This is a genomic window from Streptomyces chengmaiensis (genome assembly GCF_029846775.1).
Lineage (GTDB): Bacteria > Actinomycetota > Actinomycetes > Streptomycetales > Streptomycetaceae > Streptomyces > Streptomyces chengmaiensis.
Map to the genome: position 1 here is coordinate 22,080 of NZ_JARWBG010000078.1, position 14,735 is coordinate 36,814.

A 14,735-nucleotide genomic window follows, 5' to 3' on the forward strand; every position below is an offset into this window, starting at 1 on the left:
GCATACGGCTGCGCGCCCGGCGGCGGGAAACCCGCTGCGAACGGTGGCCAACGGCGAGTGCCTGCTCTATGCGGTCGTGGGAAGCGTCCCGCAGCTGGTCCGGAGCGCTGTTCCCGGGCTGGCGGCCGACCGGCCCGATGTCTTCGGGTGGTTGTCGGACACCGGTCGGGTCCGTGCGACGCTCGCCCATCGGGCCCGGTACCACTCCGAGAACGGCCGGCTCCCCGCGCAGCCGCAGGCCGAGGGCGCGGTCGCCGCACTGCGCGGCCACATCACCGACTACCTCGTCCGGGCCACCGCCACGGGCACTCTTCCGCACGAGGTCACCGGACAGTTGCGGCAGTCGACCATGGGGGAGTTCGCCCGTGATCTGCGTGCTCCGGGCACGACCCGTGCCGACCTCCTCGGTCTCGCCCAGTGGCACGGTCTGGGTGCCCCCGCGGTTCTGTCCGGGCTCTCGGACGACCAACTGAGGACACGGCTGCAGACCGCGTACCCGACCAGCACCGCGCCTATGACCTCCGCGGAACTCGCCGGTCTGCTGAAGGCCGTGCAGAACTGGCGGGACAGCTGGTCGACCCCGTACGGCGAGACATTCCTCGCGCTGACGGCGCACGCGCTCGGCGTCCCCTTCAACGTCGCCCGCACCCTGGCCGGCGGAGTCAACGCGCTGGTCTCCCAGCACGGACCGCAGACCGTGGGCGCGAACCCCGTGGAGATCTACTACAACGGCGTCAACCACTACAGCGCCAGCGACGCCGTGCCCGCTGCCTCCTCGGCATCGGCACCGGCACCGGCATCGGCGCCGGTGCACGGCGCCCCGCCGGGCCGGCCGGGTCCGGAGTCCGGGGGTGCGGGCGGGCCGACCCCACGCCCCGGGCCGACCCCACGCCCCGGGCCGACCGCACGCCCCGGGCCGGTCGCAGCGGAACCCGTCCCGACGGACCCGCATGCCGCGGCCGCCGGGGCCGAAGCCGGCGGCGGGCTTCCCCTTGTCGAAGCCCTGGCGGAGGCCCTCGGCGCGAACGGCGCCCTGCCGGCCGCCGACCGGGAGCAGCTGGTTCCCGTGGCCGACCTGGCCGGTCTGGGCGTGACCCTGACCGGTGGGCAGACGACGCAAGCGGTTCTGCTGGGTGGCTCGCTGACGGTGCGGGACCTCGGACTCACCCCGGCACAGCACCTGCGGTGGCTGCTGACCCGGGGCGCGGAAGCCGACGACGCGACGAGCAGCGCACCAGGAGCCGCCGGGGAGTCCGAGGGTTGGATGAGGCCGGTGGCGACGGCCGCCGCGATCCTCGGCATCCGTATCGCCGTCGTCGCCCCGGACGGGCGGGTCCATACCTTCGGCGCCGGTCAACACGGCACCGTACGACTGCTTTTCGACGGAATGCGGTTTCTCCTCCCGGAGGATCCGTCATGACATCCCGGACATCCCGGCAAGGCGGCAAAGGATATGATCCGATGCGTTCCGGTTCCTCGTACGAGAATCAAGTGCCGGAAAAACACGCCCTATTCGGGAAACGGCCGCCGCGGGGGCCCGGTGAGCCGGTTCACGGATCCGCAGGGCGGTTCCACGCAACCAATTCCGCCATGCCACTCGGGATTCACCTTCAATGTTTGGGGCGCATGAAATGACGTCGGACACCGGCCTTTCGGCGCCGGCCGTCGAGAGAGGCCACCACTGATGCGCTGGGGCCGTCGCCGGACCGCGGCACGTCCGGCCGACGCCGGCCGGACGCCGCAGGAGGAGTCCGCCGGACCCGGCTTCTTGGTCGAGGAGTACGACCGCCTCGTGCTGCTCAGGCACTCCTCGGACGAACTGCTGGGTCCCGCCGAGATCGCCGACCTCACCCGTTCCCTGGAGGCGGACGGAGACGACACCGTCACCGTCGTCACGGGCGCGGACGAGACGTCGACCGCCGCCCTGTGGCCCCGGCTCGGCGCTCTTCTGGACACCCTGAGCGGCGATGGGGTCGGCACCGTCCGGCTGGCCATGTCCGGTGCGGGGGACGACCGGCCCGGCCGTCCGTCCGTCGCCCAACGCATATCCGACGCCTGGGACATCGAGGTCATCGCGCCCAGCGGCACCGTGCTCGGCGTGCCCGGCGGCGGACTCTTCGTCCGCGACCAGGAGCCGGACGGCGAAGCGGCCGGCCGGACACGCGGATGGTGGCGCTTCGCGCCCGGCGCCCCACCGGTTCCACTCGGCCCGCGTCAGCCCGCCCCCGGCTGGCAGCCCGCCCCCGGCAGCCTGCCCGCCGCCACCCGCAGCGGCTGCGTCGTCGAGCAGATCCCGGCCGGTGTGCTGATACGCCCCGCCGAGGCCCGCGCCCCGCGCCCCGGCGATCTGTGCTACGCCGTCCCCGTCGACCGGCACGGGCTCCTCGTCGTCCTCGGCGTGCCGGACGGAGAGGACGTCGGCGCCGACGATGTGACGGAGGTCGTCACGGCGCTGCCCGGCAGCGCACGCTCCGCTCTCCGCTTCGCCCCGGGCGGCCGACGGGACGTGTTGCGCATCGCCCGGGAGACTGCCGAACTGGTCGACGCCGAGGTCCTCGTCTACAGCGGACTGCCGCTGCTCGCCGAATCCGGTGACCGGCGCCTCAACGCCGTGCGCCCGATGACTGTGGGCGTCGACGGCGCTCCGAGCTGGCAGCCGTTCGTCGACTCCGTGATCTGCGCGCCCGGGGCTCCCTCGCCCCGCCTCGGTCGCTGGAGCCCGCCGCTGCCCGGTCCTGGCCAGGCCCTGCGCGGCGTGGTGCGCCTGTCCGACCGGTGGCAGGTCACCGCGACCCGGGCGGGACTGTGGATCAGCGGAACGGGCGGGGAGCCGCCCGCCCTGGCCGCCCGGCCCGTGGACGCCCGGGGGCCGGAGATCGAGGTGGGCCGGCCCGGAGAGGTGCTCGACCGGTCGCTGTGGCCGGCACTGGAGAAACTGCTGGACGCCCTGCCTGTCCATGTACGGGCCCGGGCCCGTATGCACGTGCACGGCACCGCCGTCGACGGCGGCCTGGAACTGCGCCGACTGGCCGCCCGGCACCGGGTTCGCAGCGTGCGCTTCGCATCGTTCGGCAGAACGGCCCCGGCCGCGCCGCGCCCCACGCCGGCCATGGAGGGGCCGCGTCCCACGCCGGCCGTGGACGGGCCGCGTCCCACGCCGGCCGTGGACGGGCCGCGTCCCACGCCGGCCATGGACGGGCCGCGCCCCACGCCGGCCGCGGAGGGGCGCGGTGCCCACCCTGCGCCGGGACAGGGGGAACCGCCCCGGACCGCGCTGGACGCCGGCTCCGGAACGGCCACGAAGACCACGTCGAGCACCACAGGACTCCCCGCCGGACCGGCCGTCCTTGTCGGCCCTGTCTCCGCCGCGGGGGCCCCGACTTCAGGTTCGGAGCCGAGGCCTTCGGCTTGGAGCTCGGGGGCGGCATCCCCGGACGCCGCTCCCCTGGCCGCGGGACCCCATATGCCGTCGGGCGCCCGCGCCCTCCGGGGGGCGGTGTCTCCCGAGCCCTCGGCTGAGCCGCGCACCGGCCCGAACCGCGACCGGGGCGGCGTCGCCGGGTCGGACGCGCCGCCCAGCGCACCCCGCAGGCAGCCCGCCGCGACGGCGATGTCCCAGGCCGACGGCGGCGCTGCGGTCGACTCGCCTCGCCCGACGGCCGACTCGCCTCGCCCGACGGGCGACCAGGCGACGCCCGCAGGGCCGAACGGACCCGGCCGTGACCGGCCGTCGGGCGCGGCAGACGGTGCCGCCGCGGTCGATTCGCGCAGGGGGGAGCCTTCGACTGAGTCGGGGGCTGCGGCTGCGGAAGCCCGTACCGCGCCCTCGGCCGGATCCGGTGCGACGGCCGCTGCCGAGCCGCTCCGGCGCCCGGCCGACCCCGACCTCCCGCCGGGACCAGCCGATCCCGCGCATGGACGGCAGCCGCAACAGGAGCAGGAGAGGGAGCCGGAGAGGGAGAGGGGCCCGCGGCCCGCAGGACCGCCGGAGACGGCCTCCGCTCCGCCCTCACCCGGCCGGGCGCCGACGGTGCACGGCGATGCGGACGGCGTCGGGACCGGCGAGACGCCTGCCGTCACGGACGCTCCGGAGACCCCCACCGCACCCACGGCCGGGACCACCCGGCCGAGCGGTGACGCGGAGGCGACGACGGACCCCTCCGGAAACGGCGACGGCCGGGGCGCCGGACACCACGCCCCGCCCCTTCCGGGCCCCGCGAACCGTCCGGTCCTCACCAGCAGCGTTCCCGGTACCGCCGCCCAATCCCCGCGCACCGACGAGCCGCAGGCGTCGCCGGCGAGTCCGGCTGCCGCCCCCACCACGCAGCCTGGAGGCAGGGCCGCCGAGCCGTCCGTGCCGGAGGCGGCCGCTCCGCGGAAGCCGCGCATTTCGTCGCGGCCGTTGTCCCCGGTGCCGTTTCTGCCCGGACACCGCAGTACGCAGGCGGAGCGGGCCGCGTTCCGCACGCTGGCCGACAGCGTGTGGGACCGTCAGGCGGCAGCCGTCGCCCGTACGTTGACCCGTATGCCCGCGCTGCGCGGGCCCGAGCAGGATGCAGCCAGGGCCGACCTGATCGCGCTGCTGCTGTATCTGCGGGCGTCGGACGGCCCCTTCGGCCACCGGGAACTCGAGCAGTGCCTGCGCGCCGGCGACCGGCGTCTGCTGCCCTATGCGGCATGCGTCGCCTCGGCCCTGCGCCGTATGCCGTCCTTCCGCGGCCCGGCGCTGCGCGGCGCCGGACCATCCGTCACCGCGGAGTCCCCGACGCCGGATCCCGGCACCGTGCTCCGGGACCCGGCTCCGCTGAGCGCGCTGCCCGCCGACGGCCGGGGCCCGTCCCCTGCCGCCGCCCGGTACGCCGTCTGGTCGGTGACCGGTCGCCGGGTGCGGCAGCTCTCCGACTCGACCGGCCCCGGCGTCGGACACGACGAGGTCGTCTTCCCGCCCGGCACGGCGTTCCGGGTGCTCGGCGTACGCACATCGGGCCCTGCGCCGCTCCTCCTCCTGCGCGAGCTGCCGACCGGCCCGGTCGGCGAGCCGCCGGTCCATGCACAGCTCGACGAACAAGACCATGCCGTACTCGCCCGCCTCGACGAGGCCTTGACCCGATGCCCGCCCGGCGCGGCCGCCTTCGACTGGCCCGCCCGCTGCGCAGGGCCGGTGGGCGGCCCGCCCCAGCAGGACGACTGAACCGAACGGAGAACCGATGAGGCAGCAAGGAGACGGAACCACACCGCCGGGTCCCGCCGTGCGCAGAGCGTCCGTCCTGCCCGCTGTGGCGGCGGAGCCGGACGGCGCGCTCGACCGGCCCTCCCCGGCGTCAGGTCTTCCCGGCGACGCGGACGGTGCGGGGGACGGCCCCGCCGCGGTCGCGCCCGCGTCCGGCCGCCGGGACGCGTCCCCGGAGCCTTCCGGCGACCGACCGGCGACGCAGGCCGGGAACGCCGAAGGCGGCCCCGAGGCCACGGCCGGTCGCGCCGGCGACGCCGCCGCAGTGGGAGCGGCAGCGCCCGGAACCGCCGGGGCGGGAGCATCCGCCCATGAAACCGGTGCGGCGGAGACGGACGGTCCGGAGCACGGCCGCCCGGAAACCCCGGAACAGGCCGGCTCGGAGCCGGAATCGGGTGTCGTCACCTTGGCGCAGCCAGACGCGGACCCCCCGCACCCTGAATCCGGCCGGAAGGCGCAGGACGAGGCCGGACCGCCGCGCGTCCGCCCGGCCAAGCCGCTGCTGGCGGCTGCCGCGATCGCCGGAACCGTACTCGTCGCCGTGCCGCTGCTCTTCATCGGGGGCAAGGCGGACAACGCGGCGCCGGCCGGCGCCGGCCGGTCCGAGGGCGAGGGCGGCACCACGCTCCAGGACGGCGGTCCAGGCGCCGCACAGGGCGCCGGCCGGTACGCCGCGGTCCCGCCCTCCACTTCCGCATCGCCCTCCACCTCCACCTCCACTTCCGCATCGCCCTCCGATTCGCCGTCGGCCCCGTCCGAAGGGACACCGCGGCAGCAGGCGAAGGCTCCCGCCCGGCCCCCGGCCTCGTCGACGACTCCGGCCGCCGAACCCTCCGGCAGCCCGAGCCGCAAGGCCGGGGCCGCAGCCGGATCGGCCACGGGCCGGAGCCTGCCGCAGGGCGCGACCTTCCGGACCGTCACCGACGTCCTGATCAAGAACGTCATGACGGGGATGTGCGTGGACATCCCGAACTACGGCAAGGGCGCGCTCGACGGCCCGGTCAACCAGTTCCCTTGCGCCCGGACCGGGGACAATCAGCTGTGGGACCTCGTGGTGGCCGACAAGGGTGCCGGCCCCTCCGGAGCCGACCTGTTCACCATCCGCAACGGCAAGGACGGTTACTGCCTGGACCTGCCGGGCTACGGAGGCCAGGCCGCCACAACCTCGGTGTCCGAGTGGTACTGCAACGGCACCGCGGCCGACAACCAGTTGTGGTACCTGGACAAGAAAGCTACGGGGAAGTTCTGGATCCGCAACCACGCGAGCGGGAACCTGTGCCTGGACGTGGCCGGCTACTACGGAGTCGGCGGCCGGGACGCCCGGCTGACGATCTTCCACTGCGATCTGAAGGACGACCAGCTGTGGTCCTTCTCGTGAACCGCGCCCACCACGGCCCGGGACGCGTCGCGCCCATACGCCACAGCCACAGCCACAGCCACAGCCTGTCGTGACCGCCGTGTCCGGCATCCGCCGAGCCGACGGTCCGCGACGGTCCGCCACCGAAGAGAAGTGATCGGATGGATTCCCAGCACCCCAGCCAGAACGAGGCCGGAGCCACCACCGGCGGCACCTCGGCACGTGTGCGCAAGGCCGTGCCGCTGCCCGCTTCCTCCGAGCCGCCCGCCGGCGCGCTGAGCCCTGCGGCGTCGGCGGCGAGCGGCGGACCGGCGAGCGGCGGACCGGCGGGCGCCGACGCCCCGGTGCACCGACGGGGCGAGGGAGCGTCGCAGCCGCCTCGGGGCGAGGCGGAGCCGGACACGGCCGCATCCTCCACGGGTTCGCCAGGCTTGACCGGGGCCGCGGCGCGGACGCCCGGCGAGCAGACCGTGCAGCAGCGAGTGTCGGAGCCCGCACCGGCCACCGCCGAGGAGGGGGGCGAGACGCCGGGGGCGCCCGGCGGCGTCGCGGCGGCAGACGGCGGCACGCCGCCTCCGGAGGAGCCCCCGGACGCCGCGGCGCAGGGCGGGCGCCCCAGGAAGCCGCTGCTGGCGGGGGCGGCGATCGTGGGCGCGGTACTCGTGGCGGTGCCGCTGCTGTTGGCCGGGGGCGCGGCGAAGGACGACGACGGCCGCGGCGACGCCAAGAAGCCGGTCGGCCAGGACTTCGGCACCGTACTGGACGGGGGCGCTGCGTCCAGCAGCCCCGAGAGCTACGGCACGAAGAAGCCGAGCTCCGAGCCGAGCTCCGAGCCGAGCCCGGAGCGCACGCAGCGGACCGAGACCTCGACTGCTCCCGCGCCCAAGGAGACCGAGCCCGCACCGGAGCCCAGCAGCAAGCCCGAGCAGAAGACCACGCCGAAGCGGACCGCGACCGCCGAGCCCAAGCCGCCCGAGGAGACCCCGAAGCCGCAGTGGGGGACCGAGGTCATCTCGGCGACCAGCGTGCTGGAGGTCGGGCAGGCCTGGACCACCAACCGGATACGCATGGTCATGCAGCGCGACGGCAACCTGGTCGTCTACAACGAGAACGGCAACCCCGTCTGGGCCGCCATGACGTTCGGAGAGGACCACCAGGCCATCTTCCAGCCCGACGGCAACCTTGTGATCCACAACGCCGACGACAGGCCGATCTGGGGAGCAGGAAGCTACGGCCACCCCGGCGCGAAGCTGGTTCTGAGGCCGGACGCCAAGGTCGTCGTCATGGACGGCGACACCGTCGTGTGGTCCACCTGACCCGCCCCGGCGGGGCACTTCGGGCCGCGTCCCTCCGGGGTTTGCGCCTGGCGGCTGTTGCGTGCCTGGACCGCTGCTCAGGGCCGCTGCTTAACTCGGGACATGTCAAAGCCGAAGCCCGTGGCGCCGCGTGTGTGCTCCATCGCCGACGCGCTCGAGCTCGTCGGGGAGCGGTGGACGCTGCTTGCCGTACGCGAACTGAGCCATGGTGTCCGGCGCTTCGACCGGATCGTCCGCAACACCGGGGCGTCCCGTGACATCCTCACGGCGCGGCTGCGCAAACTGGAGGCGGCGGGGGTCGTCCGGCGCGAGCTCTACCATGAGCGTCCGCCCCGGTACGAGTACCGTCTCACGCCTGCCGGCCAGGAACTCGGTGATGTGCTGCTCACCCTGATGACGTGGGGCGACCGGTATCTGAACCCCGGGGATCCGCCGCTGGTTTGGCAGCACTCGTGCGGCCGGGCCCTGGATCCCGTGGTGGTCTGCGTGCACTGCGGAGAGTCCGCGCGGGCCGGGGCGCACTCCCCGTCCGGCCGCGGCGCGCTCACCTCCGCGGGCTGATGGAATCGGGCGGCGGGCCGACGCGTGCCGGCCGGTGTGGGGGTGCAGAGAGATCACGAAGACCGTCACGAAGGCCGTCACGAAGGCCGCCTGGGGCCCGTCGGCTGTCTTGCCCTGGTCGCCGGGTTCGCCGCCGGACCGCCGACCTGTCGGCCGGCCGAGACGAAAGGCCGAAAGACGGAGCCTGTGTGTGCCATTTGTGTGGCGCCCGTGTTACGTCGCGTCCGGAACCCTTGTGTGATTCCTGTGGATCGGTCAACCTTTCGGACGGCAGCGGGACATGACGGCGTGGTTTTCCGGCCAAGGCTTGTCATGGCCATGCTGATCACCCCCACAAGAGCGCACCACCGATGAGGAGGACCCCTCACATGTCAGTGCGTACCTCGCGGCGAAGACTCGCCGTGGCCAGCGCGATAGCCGCCGCCCTCACCCTCGGCGCGGTCTCCGCACTTCCGGCCACCGCGGCCGAACAGGCGCCGGAAGGCGTGATCGAGAACGCCGGCGCTCCCGGAGCCGTCGCCGGCAGCTATATCGTCACCCTCGACGAGTCGGCGGTCGACGCCGAGTCGAAGAAGGGCAGGTCGCTGGCGGCGGCGTACGGCGCGAAGATCAAGAGGACCTACAAGGCCGCGCTGAACGGCTATGCCGTCGAACTCCCCGAGGCGCAGGCGAAGAAGCTGGCCGCGGACCCCGCCGTCGAATCGGTCGTGCAGAACCGCGTTCTGAGCATCAACGGCACCCAGCCCAATCCCCCTTCCTGGGGCCTGGACCGCATCGACCAGCGGAACCTGCCGCTGAACAACAGTTACAGCTACCCCGACAGCGCGGGTGACGGCGTGACCGCGTACATCATCGACACCGGTGTGCGCATCAGTCACAACGACTTCGGCGGCCGGGCGTCGTACGGCTATGACGCCATCGACAACGACAACACGGCGCAGGACGGCCACGGCCATGGCACCCATGTGGCCGGCACGGTGGCCGGGTCCTCCTACGGCGTGGCGAAGAACGCCGAGATCGTCGCGGTCCGGGTGCTCAACAACCAGGGGTCGGGCACGACCGCCCAGGTCGTGGCGGGCATCGACTGGGTGACGCAGAACGCCGTCAAGCCGGCGGTCGCCAATATGAGCCTCGGCGGCGGGGCCGACACCGCTCTCGACAACGCGGTGCGCAACTCCATCGCCTCCGGCATCACCTACGCGGTCGCCGCCGGCAACGACAGCAGCAACGCCTCCAACTACTCGCCCGCGCGGGTGACCGAGGCGATCACCGTCGGCTCGACGGACAGCGGCGACGGCCGCTCGTACTTCTCCAACTACGGCAGTGTGCTGGACCTCTTCGCGCCGGGCTCGTCCATCACATCGGCCTGGAACTCCAGTGACTCGGCCACCAACACCATCTCCGGCACCTCGATGGCGGCCCCGCACGCCGCGGGCGCGGCCGCCCTGTACCTGGCGGACAACGAGACGGCGACCCCGTCGCAGGTGTCCAGCGCCCTGGCCGGCGCCGCCACCACCGGTGTGGTCGGCAACCCGGGCAGCGGTTCGCCGAACCGCCTGCTGTACGTCGGCGACGGCGGAACCGAGCCCCCGCCGCCCCCGCCGGGCGACCGCTTCGAGAACACCACCGACTACGCGATCAACGACCACTCCACCGTGGAGTCCCCGATCAGCGTCAGCGGCATCGACGGCAACGCTCCGTCCGGCCTCAAGGTCGAGGTGGACATCAAGCACACCTACATCGGCGACCTGCGGGTCCAGCTGATCGCACCGGACGGTTCCGCGTACCTGCTCAAGGGCTACGGCACCGGCGGCAGCAGCAACGACATCAACACCACGTACACCGTGGACGCCTCCTCGGAGAGCGCGAACGGCGCGTGGAAGCTGCGGGTCAGCGACAACTACTGGTGGGACACCGGAAAGATCGACTCCTGGGCGCTGCAGTTCTGATGTGACGCCCTGACCCGAGGGGGCGGCCGCCGCTGCGGCCGCCCCCTCTTGTGCCCCCGCCGGGCTGACCGCCCGGCGGCAACTGACCGCCCGGCCGGGTGTGATGACTTGACGTGAAGCTCTGGCTCATGCTTGCGGTCATCAACCGTCGGTTGCCACTCTGTCGCTGTCTGTCAACCTGATGGGGAGTGGCCCGTGACATTCGGTGAGCAGCCGGCCTATCTGCGTGTTGCGAGCGATCTCCGCCAGAAGATCGTCAATGGCTCGCTGCCGCCGCACACCCGCCTGCCGTCCCAGGCCCGCATCCGCGAGGAGTACGGGGTCTCGGACACGGTCGCCCTCGAGGCGCGCAAGGTGCTGATGGCCGAGGGCCTGGTGGAGGGCCGCTCGGGCTCCGGCACATACGTACGAGAGCGCGCCGTGCCCCGCCGTGTCTCGCGCTCCGGCGACCGCCCCCCGTGCGGTTCCAGCCCCTTCCGTCAGGAGCAGGCCGAGGAGGGCGCCCGCGGCACCTGGGAGTCCAGCAGCGAACAGGAGCCGGCGAGCGCGGAGGTGGCCGAGCGGCTCGGCATCGACGAGGGGGCGCGTGTGATGCGCACGCGCTACCTGTACCGCGACTCCGGCGATCCGATGATGCTCTCCACGTCCTGGGAACCCCTCGACATCACCGGCCGCACCCCGGTCATGCTCCCCGAGGAAGGCCCGCTGGGAGGCTGCGGCGTCGTCGACCGCATGGCCGCGGTCGACATCGTCGTCGACAACGTCCTCGAACAGGTCGCCGCACGCCCCGGCCTGGCGGAGGAACTGCTGGCGCTGGGCGGGGTGCCGGGGCATGTGGTGCTGGTCGTCGAGCGCACCTTCTACGCCTCGGGCCGCGCGGTCGAAACGGCCGACGTCGTCGTCCCGGCGGACCGCTACCGACTGGCGTACCACCTCCCGGTGCGCTGACCGGGAGCGGAGCCGTGCGTCGCCCTCGCCGTGACCCTCGTGGACATACGCCGAACCTCGTGGCCGTGCACCGATCGGGCCGTGGTCCGGCCGCCGGGCCGCCCGCGGCGGGTCCGGCGGGTCTGGCGGTTTCGGGGGGTCAGGGGGCTTCGGCGGGTCCGGCGGCTTCGGGGGGTCCGGAGGGCCGGGGGTGGTGGCAGTCGCCCCGACCGTATCGATTCTCGCCTTCTTCGGACCCTCCGGCCGCTGCGTCCGAGTCTTCTCGGCCCTCGACGCGGCCGGACTCCTCCCGGTACGCGGCCCGTTGTCCGCCCGTGCCGCCAACGTCACGTGCCGCCTTGACCGTTGTCGCCCGGTGAACAGCCCCGATGCCGGGATCGCCGATATCGCCGCCGTCGGTGAGGGCGTTCTGCACGCGACGGCATGCCATCCCCCCGCCATCGCGGACCGCGCGGTCCCGTCGGGCCTGAACTGCTTCCTTTGCTGCTCACTTGAGGCCCCCACGGCGCTGTCCGCCGCAAGGCCCCCAGTCCACGGCCCCGTTTCGAACCTCGGTGCCGACGGTGCGCACGGGTTGACTGAGCCCTCCGTGAAAAGGTGAGCAGGGGGCGCATCCGGCCGGATGCGCCCCCTGCTTTCATATCTCTTTGTGTAAACACATATCCGCTGAGTGAATGTCAGGCGTAGGGTCGGGCATATGCGTGATGCGGTTTCCCGGCGACTGTTGCGGATATGCCTGCCGATGGGCTTACCCATGGGTCTGCCGACCGAGGGAGGGGACGAATGAACGACAGTGGTGCTGTGCTCCCCTGGCTTGTCATACGGGAGGACGACAACGGCAACCGCTATCGCGTCGGCAGGTACGCCACCAGGGACGAGGCTCAGCACGTCGTCGAAACCCTGGAGGACTCCGGTCATCGGCAGATGTACTGGGTGGAGCGCATACGCTCCACCGCATGAGTGAACGAGTCGTTGTGGTGGCCGGGGCGCTCTGCCGTGCCGGCCGGCTGCTGGCCGCCCGGCGCAGCGCCCCGGCGCAGCTCGCCGGCCGCTGGGAGCTGCCCGGCGGGAAGCTGGAGCCGGGGGAGAGCCCCGAGCAGGCGCTGGTGCGCGAGCTGTACGAGGAGCTGGGCGTGCGGGCCGAGCCGTTGCGCCGGATCGAGGGGGAGTGGCCGCTGGGCCGCCCCGGCTATGTGCTCCAGGTGTGGACCGCCCGGCTGATCTCCGGGGAGCCCCGGCCTTTGGAGGACCATGACGCCCTCCGCTGGCTCGCCCCGGACGAGATGGACGCCGTCGATTGGCTGGATCACGACCGTCCCGCGGTCGCCGAGGCGGCCCGGCTGCTGCGGCAAGGGGGCGGCGAAGGCGTCGACTGAGGGGCGTCGAGGGCGTCGGAGGGCGTCGGAGGGCGCCGGGAGGGGCGCCTGAGGCGTGTGCGGGGGCGCTCGTGGCGGCGGCTGCCGGGCGGCCCGCCGGCGACGAGTGCTCGACCCAGGGGTCGCCAAGGGTGGGCAAGCGGGCAGCGGGCTGATAGCAAGGGCGCGGCAGACGGCGCACAGGAGTGAGCCGTACGCCGTCCGCGCCTCCGTGCGCTCATTGCTGAGGCGGTCGGGATACCTCGCCATGAATATCGGGTATGTCCTGATTAACACCCCGAAAACGGACGCGGGTCTCGGGTGCTGGTCTGGTCTGGGGAAGTGATCGGCGTGATCGACACCAGAGGCGAGAGCGCCTCGTGGACCTTCCCTGCGCAGCCCGACGCCGTGCGGACCGCCCGCCATGCCGTACGGGACGCCCTGCGCGCCTGGGATCTCGACGCGGCGGTCGGCGATATGACGGTGCTGCTGGTCAGCGAGCTGGTGACCAACTCCCTGCGGCATGCCTACGGGCCCATCGGAGTGCGGCTCATCCGCCCCGAAGAAGACGGCGCGGCCCGTTTCCTGACCGTCGAGGTCTCCGACCCGCTGCCCGATCCGCCCACCGCACGCTCCGCCGCGCTCGACGAGGAGGGCGGGAGAGGGCTGCAGTTGGTGGCCTGCACCGCCCGCCGCTGGGGTACCCGGCGCGGCAGGACCGGCAAGACCGTGTGGTTCGAGCTGGCCCTGGCTGGTTAGAAGTCAGAGGGGATGACGATCACACAGCACCCGGCTCAAAACGAACGAGACCGTGCTGTGATCGTGAACGCCGTGCCGGTCGGGGCCGTAGTGCTGAATACTGCGGTCATGGCCGGTCCGGTGCGGTGAGCTGGAGGGGACGGTCGCGTGAGCGAAATACCTGAGACGGCGAGCGGTGTCGTGTGGCAGAGCAGCCCGCCTGGCTCGATCTATGACTACATCCGTGTCGCCTCCTTCTCGATCGGACCCGACGGACTGGTCGACCAGTGGAGCAGACGAGCAGCCGATCTCTTCGGCCTCGACGCCGGACAGGTCCGGGGCAGGGACCCCGTCGACGTCTTCATGCCCACCGATCTCCGTACCCGCGGCCATCGCAGGATCGCCGAGATACTCGACGGCAAGGAGTGGACCGGCCTCGTGCCCTACCGGGTGCCGGGCGACGGCGGCTCCCACGGCGTCGCCGAGGTCTATGTGATGCCCAGCGAGACGGAGACGGGTGAACGCGGCGCGCTCTGCATCGTCGTCGACGTCCGCGCGTTGCGCCGCATAGAGACCGACCTCGCTTCTTCGCAGGCGATTTTCGGTCAATCTCCTTTCGGTTTCCTCCTCTTTGACATGGACCTCACCGTCCTGCGCGCCAACCAGCGCTTCGCCGCCGTCTTCGGCGGAGCCGCCGAGGACCACCGCGGACGCACTGTCCACGACTACCTCTCCCGCCCCGAGGCAGAGCGCATGGACGCCGCCCTGCGCAGAGTCCTGGAGACCGGGGAATCCATCACCGACCTCCAGATCATCGGCACCGCGCCCGGCAGCACGGAACGCAGACACTGGGCCGTCAACCTCTACCGGGTGCACAGCGGATCAGGCCGGCCCATCGGCGTCGCCGGAGTCGGCAGCGATGTCACCCGACGCCATATCGCCGCACGCGAAGCCGCCAGCGCCCGCCGCAACCTCGCCCTCCTCAACGAGGCCAGCGCACGCATCGGCAACTCCCTCGACCTGGAGACCACCGCCCGCGAACTCCTCGACGTCGCCGTCCCCGGCTTCTGCGACCTCGCCTCCGTCGACCTCTACCAGGCCCTGCTCACCGGAGACGAGGCCTCCGCCGCACGCTGGGACTCCGCCCGCCCCGACGGCGGCTCAGGCGGCGGGAGCGGTGCGGCCGGTGCGGCCGGCGCCGGTGCTGCGGCCGGCCGGAGCGACGTCGGCGCAGGCGACCGCCGGAGCCCCGGCGCCGTCCCGGGCCTCGGCGCGGGCGTC

At 73.1% G+C, this 14,735-nt stretch carries 10 protein-coding genes; all 10 read left to right on the forward strand.

What is annotated here, in order from left to right; translation table 11 throughout:
* Window positions 1–1,684: 1,684 nt before the first annotated feature.
* On the forward strand, window positions 1,685–5,191 hold the full coding sequence (locus QCN29_RS33980; RefSeq protein WP_279932998.1) for a hypothetical protein: 3,507 nt from the start codon (window positions 1,685–1,687) through the stop codon (window positions 5,189–5,191).
* 16 nt (window positions 5,192–5,207) lie between these two features.
* Window positions 5,208–6,608, forward strand: a complete 1,401-nt coding sequence (locus QCN29_RS33985; protein WP_279933000.1) for an RICIN domain-containing protein — start codon at window positions 5,208–5,210, stop codon at window positions 6,606–6,608.
* 140 nt (window positions 6,609–6,748) lie between these two features.
* Window positions 6,749–7,903 carry a mannose-binding protein gene (locus QCN29_RS33990; protein WP_279933002.1) on the forward strand — a complete coding sequence of 385 codons (1,155 nt, stop codon included), beginning with the start codon at window positions 6,749–6,751 and terminating at the stop codon, window positions 7,901–7,903.
* A gap of 102 nt (window positions 7,904–8,005) precedes the next feature.
* Window positions 8,006–8,464, forward strand: a complete 459-nt coding sequence (locus tag QCN29_RS33995; RefSeq protein ID WP_279933004.1) for a winged helix-turn-helix transcriptional regulator — start codon at window positions 8,006–8,008, stop codon at window positions 8,462–8,464.
* A 368-nt stretch (window positions 8,465–8,832) separates the two neighbouring features.
* Window positions 8,833–10,413, forward strand: a complete 1,581-nt coding sequence (locus QCN29_RS34000; RefSeq protein ID WP_279933006.1) for a S8 family serine peptidase — start codon at window positions 8,833–8,835, stop codon at window positions 10,411–10,413.
* A 195-nt stretch (window positions 10,414–10,608) separates the two neighbouring features.
* Window positions 10,609–11,361, forward strand: coding sequence for a GntR family transcriptional regulator (locus tag QCN29_RS34005; RefSeq protein WP_240136614.1), 753 nt, complete (start codon window positions 10,609–10,611; stop codon window positions 11,359–11,361).
* Between the two features lie 783 nt (window positions 11,362–12,144).
* Window positions 12,145–12,321, forward strand: coding sequence for an SPOR domain-containing protein (locus QCN29_RS34010; RefSeq protein WP_240136615.1), 177 nt, complete (start codon window positions 12,145–12,147; stop codon window positions 12,319–12,321).
* The gene (locus QCN29_RS34015) at window positions 12,318–12,737 is read left to right on the forward strand and encodes a (deoxy)nucleoside triphosphate pyrophosphohydrolase (protein WP_279933008.1); all 420 of its coding nucleotides are present in this window, start codon (window positions 12,318–12,320) and stop codon (window positions 12,735–12,737) included. Before QCN29_RS34010 ends, QCN29_RS34015 begins: the two co-directional genes overlap by 4 nt.
* Window positions 12,738–13,058: 321 nt before the next feature.
* A complete protein-coding gene (locus QCN29_RS34020) occupies window positions 13,059–13,475 on the forward strand; it encodes an ATP-binding protein (RefSeq protein WP_279933014.1) in 417 nt (138 codons plus the stop codon).
* A 147-nt stretch (window positions 13,476–13,622) separates the two neighbouring features.
* Window positions 13,623–14,735 (forward strand): PAS domain-containing protein (locus QCN29_RS34025; RefSeq protein ID WP_279933010.1); only part of this gene is annotated, 1,113 nt, incomplete at its 3' end.